Source organism: Thermoflexus sp. (assembly GCF_040289485.1).
In the GTDB taxonomy this organism is placed as follows: domain Bacteria; phylum Chloroflexota; class Anaerolineae; order Thermoflexales; family Thermoflexaceae; genus Thermoflexus.
The window spans coordinates 1-10,478 of the sequence record NZ_PSLG01000069.1 but is presented as its reverse complement, the minus strand read 5'-3'; the positions used below and the strand labels follow the sequence as shown (position 1 = coordinate 10,478).

Below are 10,478 nucleotides of genomic sequence, written 5' to 3'. Positions count from 1 at the left end.
GCTTTCGCCAGTCCGCTCCCAATTTCCATGGATCCTCTTGACAAGGCCGCTTATCAGCGCAGCGACCCGGGCGCGGGTGCTGACGGCGGCGGCCCAGTTGAACTACCGGCCGCATGCCGGGGCCCGTCATTTGGTCCGCGGCCGTTCGGATGTCATCGCCCTCGTCCTCCGCCAGACCCCGGATCAGGTTTTCGCCGACGCCTTCCTCCCCGAGGTGCTGCGCGGGCTGAGTCAGGTGCTGCGGGAGGAGGGGCTGCATCTGTTGGTTTTTCCCCTCGCTCCCGACCACCCCCCTGAAGCCACGCGGATCTTGCGGCAGGAGCGCCGCGTGGATGGGCTGATCCTCTCCGGGCCGCGCTTCGAGGATCGGCCCTGGCTGGACCGCTGGGCGCGGGAAGCCCCGGTGGTCCTGTTGGGCCACCTGGCGGGCAGCGACCTCCCCTCGGTGGACGTGGACAACGTGGAGGCGGCCGCCAGGGCCACCCGCCATCTGCTGACCCTGGGCCACCGGCGGATCGGGCTGATCACCAACGCGCCGCTCTCCTACACGGCCAGTTACGAGCGCTGGCAGGGCTATCGGCAGGCCCTGGAGGAGGCCGGCGTGCCCTACGACGAGCGCCGGGTGGCCTTCGGGGCCTTCACCCCGGCGAGCGGGGCGGCCGCGATGGAGCGGCTCCTGGCGCTTCCCGACCCGCCCACGGCGGTGTTCGTGGCCAGCGACGTGGTGGCCTTCGGGGCGCTGCAGGCCCTGCGGCGGCGCGGCCTGCGGGTCCCCGAGGACGTGGCCCTGGTGGGCTTCGACGACGTCCCCCTGGCCGCCTATGTGGATCCCCATTTGACCACGGTGCATTTGCCGGCGGAGGCTCTGGGGCAAGAGGCAGGGCGGCTGTTACTCCAATGGATGCGGGAGGGCCGGCCTCCCATGGCGCAGATCCGGCTGGCCACCGGGCTGGTCATCCGTCAATCCTGCGGCGCAGGAGGTGAGCCATGAAGCGGATCGGTTCGGCATGGATCCCCCTGATGCTGCTGCTGGGCGCCTGCGTGCCGGCCGCCACCCCCACCCCGGAGCGCATCGTGGAGACCCGGGTGGTGGAGAAGCCGGTCGAGAAGACGGTGGAGGTCACCAAGGTGATCCCCACCCTCACGGTCATCGGCCCGTGGGCCGGGGCGGAGATGGACCAGTTCGTCCCCGTCTTGAAGGCCGCCAAGCAGAAACTGGGCCTCCAGATCCGCTACCGGATCTACCGGGCGGAGGACCTCGCCAAGGTCCTGCCTCCCCAATTCGAGGCCAAACAGGCCCCCGGTGACGTGATCTTCATGTGGGAGTGGTGGATCCGGGAGAACAAGGACCACGCCGTCGACCTGACGGACCTATGGCAGAAGGAGGCCGGCGCCTTCGTGCTGCAGCCCACCCCTGTCGACGGCCGGATCTACGCCGTCCCCTACGTCCTCTGGGTCAAGCCGGGGTTCTGGTATAAGAAGTCCTTCTTCCAGAAGCACAACCTGCAGCCGCCCACCACCTGGGAGGAGTTCCTGGCCCTCCTGGACAAGATCGCCGCTATCCCGGGGATCAAGAAGCCCATCATCACCGGGGACGGGGTGGGCTGGCCGGTGGGCGACATCGCGGAGCATTTCCTGATCGCCTTCGGCGGGCCCGCGCTCCAGCAGGACCTCATCGCCGGGAAGGTGAAGTTCACTGACCCCAAGATCCGCGCCATCTTCGCCGAGCGGCTGGTGCCCCTGCTGGGCAAGTATTTCAGCGACCCGGTGGAATGGACCCAGGCCATCGACTTGTGGTGGAACGAGGAGTACGGCCTGTTCTTCATGGGGAACTGGCTGACAGGGATGGTGAAGGATCCCAACGACCTGGGGGTCTTCCCGCTGCCCGGCACCCGGGGCGTGGTGGGCGGCACGGACTGGGCCTTCATCCCCAAATACAGCGAACACGTCGAGGCCGCCAAGCAACTCATCGCCTTCATGATCAGCAAAGAGGGGATGGTGCTCCGGGCCCAGCAGGGCGGCAAACTGGCCAGCCGCAAGGACGTCTCGCCGGAGGTCTATCCGCCCGCCGACCGGGCCCTGGCGGAGGCCCTGGCCAAGGTGGAGCAGCCCACGGTGCCCGACCTGGACGACGCGGTGGGCGGGAAGTGGCAGAGCCTGTTCTGGGACCAGATGAAGCTCCTGTGGGTCCGACCCCAGATGCTGGACAATGTCCTCCGGCGTCTGGACGCGGAGTTCCCCGCTCGATGAGCGCGCGGCGTTCGGGGGGGCAGGCGGCCCTCCGCCTGCCCCCCACGGGGAGAGGGGGGACAATGCGGGGCGGACGGATCCGACGGTGGATGCGGCGCTGGGGGGCCTTCCTGGCCTTCACGGGCCCCGCCCTCCTGCTGATCGCCGGCCTGATCATCCGGCCGGCCGTCGAGACCATCGCCCTGAGTTTCACCGACAAGCGGGGGGCCTTCGTCGGCCTGCGGAACTTCGCCGAGGTCCTCTCGGATCCGGAGACCTTCAACCTCACGGGCTTCCCGCCGGGGCCGCCTCCGTGGGGCTCCCTGGTCCACAACGCCGTCTGGATCCTGCTCCATCTCCCCCTTACGGTGGGTCTGGGGCTGCTGCTGGCCGTGCTGCTGGAGCGGGCGCGGGGGGCCACCCTGATCCAGTCGATCATCTTCCTGGGGATGGTCACCCCCATGATCGTCGGCGGGGTGATCGTCCGGTTCTTGTTTGATGAGAACGCGGGGATCCTCCCGGCCCTCATGCGGGCCATCGGCCTCACGGCCTTGGGGCGGAGCTGGACGGCGTATCCGGAGACAGCGTTGCTGGCCCTGATCCTGGGCTCCGTCTGGCTCTGGACAGGCTTCAGCATGATCCTTTACAGCGCCAGGCTGTCCACCATCCCCCGGGACTACTATGAGGCGGCGGCTGTGGACGGGGCCGGCCCGCTTCAGCAGTTCTGGTATATCACCCTCCCCAGCCTGCGGCCGGTCACCACCGTCATCGTGGCCATGACCATCCTCTGGGAACTGAAAATCTTTGACCTGGTCTACACCGCCACCCTGGGGGGGCCGGGCGGGGCCACCATGGTCCTCGCCCTCCAGATGTATCTTTACGCCTTCCAGGCCCTGGCCTTCCCCCAAGCGGCAGCGGTGGCCACCCTGCTCACCCTCCTCACCCTGATCGTCGGCCTCTGGTTTGTGCGGACGATGCGTTCGGCGGAGTGAGGGGCCATGGGGCGCCGCGGACGGAGGCTCGGATTGAACCTCGTGGCCTGGGGGGCGGGCCTGATCTGGATCATCCCCTTCGTGGGGATCCTGATGAGCGCCCTACGGCCCCAGAGCGAACTCATCCACGGCTGGTGGCAATTCTCCTCGTTCACCGTGTCCTGGGAGAACTTCCTCAAGGCGTGGAACCACCCCACCGCCCCCATCGGGCAGGGGATCCGCAACTCCCTGCTGGTGGTGATCCCCTCCACCCTCCTGCCGCTGTTCCTGGGGGCCATGGCCGCCTACGCCTTCCTGCGGGTGGAGGTGCCCATCCGGGATCCCCTCTTCCTCCTGATCGTGCTGCTCATGGCTGTCCCCCAGCAGATGGTGGCCGTGCCCCTCTTCCGCCTGATGCGGGACCTGGGGCTCATTAACCACTACCTCGGCCTGATCCTGGTGCACACCGCCTGGGCCCTCCCCTGGGTGATCCTCTTCCTGCGCAACTATTTCTCGACCCTCCCGCCGGAGATCGAGGAGGCAGCCAGCCTGTACGGGGCGAGCCGCTTCCAGATCTTCCTGCGGATCATCCTGCCCCTGAGCCTGCCTGGCCTGGCCTCCGCGGCCGCCCTGCAACTGACCTGGGCCTGGAACGATTTCTTCATGGCCCTCATCCTGATCTACGACCCGGACAAACTGGTGGCCACCCAGCGCATCCCCCTCCTGCGGGGGCAATACCATATCGACTGGGGGACCCTGACCGCTGCCTCGATCCTCACCATGGGCGTGCCGATCCTGGTCTTCGCCCTGCTCCAGCGCTACTACATCCGTGGCCTGATCGGCTGGACGTTGAGGTGAAAGACGCGGGGCCTCCGACAAGGAGAAACCGCCGGGTGCTGCCCATCACCGCCACGGCCTTCGGCGGCGAGGTGGCAGGTGATCAAAGGGGACGAGGCCTTCTTCCGCGTCACCAAAGCAGCGACGCGGTTACGGGCCCTGCGCGCGCTGCTGGGGGCCTGAGGCCGTCGGCCGGTTCCGCCCTTCGGGCCCTCTGGGCTATGATGGGAGGAGAAGCCCATCGCCCGGAGGAGGCCCTATGAAAGCCGTGATCCCGGTCGCCGGGTTCGGCACCCGCCTGCGGCCGCACACCTACAGCAAGCCCAAGCCCCTGATCAACGTGGCCGGCAAGCCGTTCCTGGGCTACGTCCTGGAGCGGCTGGCCGCCCTGAACCCGGAGGAATACATCTTCATCGTCGGCTACCTGGGGGAGCAGATCCAGCACTATGTGGACACCACCTACCGGCTGCCGGCCCGTTACGTGGAGCAGAAGGAACTGCTCGGCCAGGCCCACGCCCTGTGGCTGGCCCGCGACCACATCGATGGGCCCATCGTCATCCTCTTCGCTGACACCCTCTTCGAGGCCGACCTGCGGGACCTGGATCAGATGGACGCCGACGGGGTCGCCTTCGTCAAAGAGGTGGAGGACCCGCGCCGCTTCGGAGTGGTGGAACTGGACGCCCGAGGGTATGTCACCCGCTTCGTCGAGAAGCCCACCAGCATGGAGAACCGCCTGGCGGTGATCGGGATGTATTACATCCGCAACGGCCCCTTGCTGGTGAAGGCCTGCGAGGAACTGATGGCCCGGGGGATCCGGACGCGCGGGGAATACTTCCTGACCGACGCCCTGAACGTCTTCCTGGAATACGGCCAGCGCCTGCGGGTCCGCGAGGTGAACGTCTGGGTGGATTGCGGGACCCCGGAGGCGGTCCTGGAGACCAACCGCTATCTGCTCGCCCACGGCCACGACAACTCCCGGGAGGCCCAGCGGGAGGGGGTGGTTATCCTCCCGCCGGTCTTCATCTCCCCCTCCGCCCACGTCCGCCACGCCGTGATCGGCCCCTACGCCACCATCGCCGACGGCTGCTTCATCGAAAACGCTATCATCCGGGACTCCATCGTGGACAGCGGGGCGCGCATCGTCAACGCCATCCTGGAGGGCTCCCTCATCGGCCGCGACGCCTACGTGGGCGGCCGGTTCCGTCGCTTCAACGTCGGCGACTCCTCCAGCATCGACTTCACCTGAGGGCTGGGCCCCGACTTGTAAAGAGGGGCCCTTGGGGTTATAATATGAATTTGCGGCCAGGGCGTTCCCTCCGAACGCCGGCCGTGGATGGTTCGGACCTTTCTTCGCTGAATGGGCAATCAAATAGGCAGCCGTTCCGGCTTTTGGCATGCGTCGGACCTCCGCCGATGGTGCCGGGTGCGGAACCCGTGCTGCCTATTTGCTTTGTAGGGGGCGGTGCGAGCGGAGCCGCTCCTGAAACGACGCCGGGAGGCGTCGACCACATTCCGGGGAAAGGAGGTGAAGCATGGCGGGGGGGATGCTGACCCTCGGGCGCCCGGAGCTGGCCCGGCTCCTGCGCGCCATCCTGCGGGAGGAGGACCCCTGGCAGGCCGCCGGCACCGCCGGGCTGCCCTTCCCACGGGTGGTCGAAGGGATCCGGCAACTGCTGGCGGCGGGGGCCTTGGCTTTCGACGGGAAGCGCCTGCAGCTGACAGAGAGCGGCCACGCCCTGGCCCGCGACCTGGGCGTCACCGTGGCCCCCGATCCCCGGTGCCGGTCCTGCCAAGGAACCGGGGTGGATCTGGGCTTCCTCCGAGAGGTGGCCCAGCGGTATGAGGCGCTGGTCCAGGGCCGTCCGGAGCCCCTTGCGGCCTACGACCAGGGCTACCAGACCACCGACTCGGTGCTGCGCCGGGTGGCCCTCATGGTTGCCCAAGGCGACGTGGAGGACAAGGAGATCCTGGTGCTGGGCGACGATGACCTGGCCAGCCTGGCCCTGGCCCTGACCGGGTTACCCCGCTCGGTCGTGGTGATCGAGATCGACCAGCGGCTGTGTGCCTTCATCGAACAGGCCGCCCGCCGGGCCGGCCTGAACATCACCGTCTATTGCCGCAGCCTCACCGAGCGCCTTCCCCCCGAGCTCCTGGGCCGCTTCGACGCCTTCCTCACCGATCCCACGGAGACCGAGCACGGCCTCCTCCTTTTCTTGGACAAGGGCTTCATGGGCCTCAAGCGGGGGGAGGGCCACGCGGGCTACTTCGGGATCACCCGTATCGAATCCAACATCGCCAAGTGGCACGTCTGGCAGCGGGAACTGCTGACCCGGCACGCCATCGCCTTCACCCACATCCTGCCGGACTTCAGCCTCTACGCCAACTGGGAGGAGCCCGACGAGCAGCCGATCCCGGGCCTGCCGCCCTTCGCCCGTCCGTCGCCGACCCCGTGGTACCGCTCCACCTTCTTCCGGGTGGAGACCCTGCCGGAGTTCCAGCCGCCAGAGGATTACGTGATCGAGGGGGGGCGGGAACTGTATGAGGACGAGGACGCCATCGACAAGGTGTGGCGGAGCCCGGACGTGGATCAGGCCCTCACGGCCTCGGTGATGACGCCGGCCCCCACCCCCTTTCCAACCTCCCTCACCCTGGGCCGGCACATCATCGCGGAGTTCTGGAAGTGCCAGAACCGGGAGCCCCTGCGGCGGCTCAAGCAGGTGCTGGAGCACGCCACGCGCAAGGCCGGGGCCACCCTGCTCAACATGAAGATCCACCGCTTCGTCCCTGACGGGTTCTCGGCGCTGGTGCTGCTGGCGGAGTCCCACATCTCCTTGCACGCCTGGCCGGAATATGCCTACGTGGCGGTGGATGTGTTCACCTGCGGGGAGGCGGACCCGGAGGTGATCATCGAGGAACTTAAGGCCTACCTGCAGCCGGCCGAGTCGGCCCAGATCACGCTGGAACGGGGGCTGGGGCCGCTGATGGTCCTCCCCGCCCCTCCCCCGGAGGCCGAGGCCTCTTCCCTGCGGACCCCTTCGCTGCCCCTGAGTGTGTGAGCCGATGGGGAAGGGGGCGGGTCTGGGATCCGCCCCCTTCCTCCAGGGCACAGGCGCCCCCCCTCAGGCGCCTTTCCTCCCCTTGGCCGTCAACGCCTCGATGGCCCGATGGAGGATGGCGATCTGGTCCTCCACGTCCAGCGGCCGGGTGGGCAGCAAGACGCTGAAGACCGTCCCTCCCGCCTCCTCGGCGCGGATGAAGAGATCCCCCCCGAGGGTCTGGGCCGCCCGCTTGGCGATCCCCAGGCCCATGGCCATGGGGTCCGGCCCCAGCCGGCCCGACGGAGGGGACACATCCTCCGAGATGCCCTCGTTCCACCGAGCCAGCACCTCCGCCGGGAGCGCCAGCCCGCGGTCCACCAGTTCCACCACCAGGATCGGCTCACAGACCCGCCCTCCGATCTCGATCGCGTCGCCCTCCCGGGCGAGATGGAGCAGGAACTCCAGCAGCATACGCAAGATGTAAGAAACATACGGCCCGTCGACGGCGGTCCCAGCGGCCTCCGGATCCAAGGCGGCCTGGACCCGGAAGGATCCCGCTGCGAGGCGAGGCTCCAGCGCTCGGATCAGATCCTGGACGAGGGCACCCAACGGGACCGGCTCCGCGAAGGCGAGGGGGTGGCGCTGGAGCTCGGCGAAGGCGGAGAGGGGAGCCAGGTAGTCCACGATGCGGTAGGCGCTGCGCAACGCGGCCTCGATGGATTTCCGGGCCTCCGCCTCCACGGGGGCTTGGACCAGGGCTGCCTCCAGGAAACCGATGACCAGGCTCAGAGGCTGGCGCAGTTCGGAACTCACCCGGGCGACGAAGGCGGTTTTCATCTCGTCCAGATCTCTCAGCCGCCGGGAGAGCCGCTCCGCCTCCTCGCGGCGGGAGCGCTCCTGCTCATACAGCCCCCGAAGCTCCCGGAGGGCCGAGAGGACCTGATGCTCCAGGCGGGCAAGCCATTCGTCCGGCGTCTGATGCGGGTGCCCCATCGAAAAGCCCCCTGTCTGCCAGGGAGTCTCTTCTATTGTAGCAGATGTTGAAGAGAAACAACCATCCGCCCGGAGGATGTGGGGAAGGGCAAGGGTTTCGATTCGCCGGGCAGTGGCCTAAAATGGGGGGGCCCGCCCCCGCCGGGGGCGAGAGGTTTTCTTGGATCCTTCGACGGAACGGGGAGCGCCAGGGATGCGGCGCCTTCGGATCGGGTGGCTTTCCTTCGGGGAAGCCGAGGCGATGCGCCTGGCCCACGACGCGACCATCATCGCCATCGGCAACGTCGCCAGCCGCCTCATCGGCCTGCTCCGGGAGACGGTCAAGAGCAACCTCTTCGGCTCCAGCGGCCCCTTGAGCGCCTTCGAGGCGGCCGCCGTCGTGCCCGTCCAGCTCTACGACCTGCTGATCGGCGGGATGGTCAGTTCGGCCATCGTGCCGGTGTTCCGCGAATACGCCGATCGGACGTCGGAGCTCCGCCGGCTGGCAGGCGCTGTCTTGGTGTGGACGTGGACGGTGATGGCCCTGGCGGTGGTGCTGGTGGCCCTCGGGGCCCGGCCGGTGGCCTGGCTGTTGGCCGGCGGCCTCGATCCAGAGCTGCTGGCCCTGACCGCGCGGCTGCTGCGCCTGACAATCCCAGCGGTCTGGTTCATCGCGACGGCGGGGGTGATCAGCGGGCTCCTCCAGGCCTTCCAGCGGTTCACCCTGCCGGCCTTCACGGCCGCCGCCTTCAACGCCGCCATGGTTGGGGCGGCTTTGCTGCTCGGCCGACGGCTGGGGGTGACCGCCCTGGCCTTGGGGATGGTCGCCGGGGCCGTCCTCCAGGTCCTGCTGCAACTGCCGGCCCTGCGGGACCTCTGGCCGCGGCCGGCTCTCTATCACCCGGCCCTCCGCCGCATCCTGCTCCTTTACCTACCCGTGGTCTTCGGGCTGGCCGTCAACCAGATCGCCATCCTGCTGAGTTACCACCTGGCCTCCCGCACCGGCCCCAACAGCATCGCCTGGATGCGCTACGCCACCACCCTCGTCCAGTTCCCCCTCGGCCTGGTGGTCACCGCCATCTCGGTGGCCATCCTGCCCCGCCTCTCCCGGCTGAGCGCCGAGGCCCGCCGGGGCGACGGAGACCTGGAGCCCTTCCGGTCCACCCTGGCCACCGGGCTGCGGATGGTCCTGGTCCTCATCGTCCCCGCCGCCTTCGGCCTCTACGTGCTGGCCGAGCCGGTCATCGGCCTCCTGTTCCAACACGGCCGCTTCACCGCCGCGGACACCGCAGTGGTGGCGGGGGTGCTGCGGGGCTATCTCCCCGGCCTGATCTTCGCTGCGGTGGACCAGCCGCTGGTCTTCGCCTTTTACGCGCGGCAAGACACCTTCACCCCCGCGGCGGTGGGGTTGCTGTGCAACGTGGGGATCTACCTCGCGGCCGCCCTGGCCCCCACGCTCTTCCGCCCGCTGCAGGTCACGGACCTGGCAGTGGCCAACTCGGTGCAATGGGCGGCCCACGCCACGATCATGGGGATCATGCTGTGGCGGCAGATCGGGCCCATGGGGGCCTACGGCCTGGGCCGGCTGGCCTTGCGGGTGTTCCTGGCCGCGACGGTGATGGCCCTGGGGTTGGCCCTCCTGCAGGACCGGCTGCCCGGGGCGGCCGCCTCCCAGGGGCTGGAGGCCCTGCGCCTCCTGGCCGCCGGCAGCGCCGGCCTCCTACTCTATGGCGGCACCCTGGTCCTGCTCAGCCGCGCGCCGCGCGGACGCCCCTCACCGGCCCGATGATTTCCAAGGGATGCGCCGCGGAAAGGTGCGGGAGGAGCAGGAGAAGACGAGGTGGCCCGCCGGGGCCGGGCGGGCCTCATTCCACGGAGAGGATGCGGAAGGTCAGAACGCCGGCCGGGGCCTGGACCGTCACCACCTCCCCCGGTGCCCGGCCCAGCAAGGCCTGGCCCAACGGGGATTCATACGAGATCCGCCCTTGGGTGGGATCGGCCTCCGCCGGCCCCACCAGGATATAGGTCTCCGGCGCGCCGCCGTCCTCCGCGATGGTGACCCGCGAGCCCAGGCGCACCCGGCCGTCCGTCGAGGGCTGGACTTCGATGAGCACGGCGTTGTTGAGGAGGGCCTCCAGCATCCGGATCCGGCCCTCGATGAAGGCCTGTTCCTCCTTGGCAGCATGGTAGTCTGCGTTCTCCGAGAGATCGCCCTGCTGGATGGCGAAGCGCAGGCGCTCGGCGATCTCCCGGCGCTTGACGGTGCGCAGGTATTCCAGTTCCTCCTCCAGTTGGCGCTTGCCTTCGGGCGTCAAGTAGATCGGTCCGACGGCCGCCATCCGGACAACCTCCTGAAGGTCCTGCAGATCCAGCCGCCCCGGTGCGCAAAGACGAGGCCCCACGCTCGAAGCGGGGGGACGGCGAGCCGACC

The 10,478-nt window shown here is 68.7% G+C and carries 9 protein-coding genes; 7 read left to right on the top strand and 2 right to left on the bottom strand.

The window, feature by feature from the left end; genetic code table 11:
• From C4313_RS09900 to speD, 6 genes are all read left to right on the top strand, one after another.
• A partial coding sequence (locus C4313_RS09900; RefSeq protein ID WP_352429700.1) for a LacI family DNA-binding transcriptional regulator occupies nucleotides 1-991 on the top strand: 991 nt, incomplete at its 5' end.
• Nucleotides 988-2,250 carry an ABC transporter substrate-binding protein gene (locus C4313_RS09895; RefSeq protein WP_352429699.1) on the top strand — a complete coding sequence of 421 codons (1,263 nt, stop codon included), beginning with the start codon at nucleotides 988-990 and terminating at the stop codon, nucleotides 2,248-2,250. The genes C4313_RS09900 and C4313_RS09895, both read left to right, overlap by 4 nt.
• Nucleotides 2,251-2,312: 62 nt before the next feature.
• Complete coding sequence (locus C4313_RS09890) at nucleotides 2,313-3,221, top strand: carbohydrate ABC transporter permease (RefSeq protein WP_352429698.1); 909 nt, start codon at nucleotides 2,313-2,315, stop codon at nucleotides 3,219-3,221.
• Between the two features lie 42 nt (nucleotides 3,222-3,263).
• Complete coding sequence (locus C4313_RS09885) at nucleotides 3,264-4,058, top strand: carbohydrate ABC transporter permease (RefSeq protein ID WP_352429701.1); 795 nt, start codon at nucleotides 3,264-3,266, stop codon at nucleotides 4,056-4,058.
• 238 nt (nucleotides 4,059-4,296) lie between these two features.
• The gene (locus C4313_RS09880) at nucleotides 4,297-5,283 is read left to right on the top strand and encodes a sugar phosphate nucleotidyltransferase (RefSeq protein ID WP_352429697.1); all 987 of its coding nucleotides are present in this window, start codon (nucleotides 4,297-4,299) and stop codon (nucleotides 5,281-5,283) included.
• Nucleotides 5,284-5,569: 286 nt separating this feature from the next.
• Nucleotides 5,570-7,093, top strand: a complete 1,524-nt coding sequence (gene speD, locus C4313_RS09875; protein ID WP_352429696.1) for an adenosylmethionine decarboxylase — start codon at nucleotides 5,570-5,572, stop codon at nucleotides 7,091-7,093.
• A gap of 63 nt (nucleotides 7,094-7,156) precedes the next feature.
• On the opposite strand, the gene C4313_RS09870 is transcribed toward speD, so the two are convergent.
• Complete coding sequence (locus C4313_RS09870) at nucleotides 7,157-8,068, bottom strand: sensor histidine kinase (protein WP_352429695.1); 912 nt, start codon at nucleotides 8,066-8,068, stop codon at nucleotides 7,157-7,159.
• A gap of 193 nt (nucleotides 8,069-8,261) precedes the next feature.
• Between C4313_RS09870 and murJ the strand changes: the two genes are divergently transcribed.
• A complete protein-coding gene (gene murJ / locus C4313_RS09865) occupies nucleotides 8,262-9,836 on the top strand; it encodes a murein biosynthesis integral membrane protein MurJ (RefSeq protein WP_352429694.1) in 1,575 nt (524 codons plus the stop codon).
• A 76-nt stretch (nucleotides 9,837-9,912) separates the two neighbouring features.
• Here the strand turns inward: murJ and greA are convergent, their stop codons facing one another.
• Nucleotides 9,913-10,386, bottom strand: a complete 474-nt coding sequence (greA, locus tag C4313_RS09860) for a transcription elongation factor GreA (RefSeq protein WP_352429693.1) — start codon at nucleotides 10,384-10,386, stop codon at nucleotides 9,913-9,915.
• Nucleotides 10,387-10,478 lie beyond the last annotated feature (92 nt).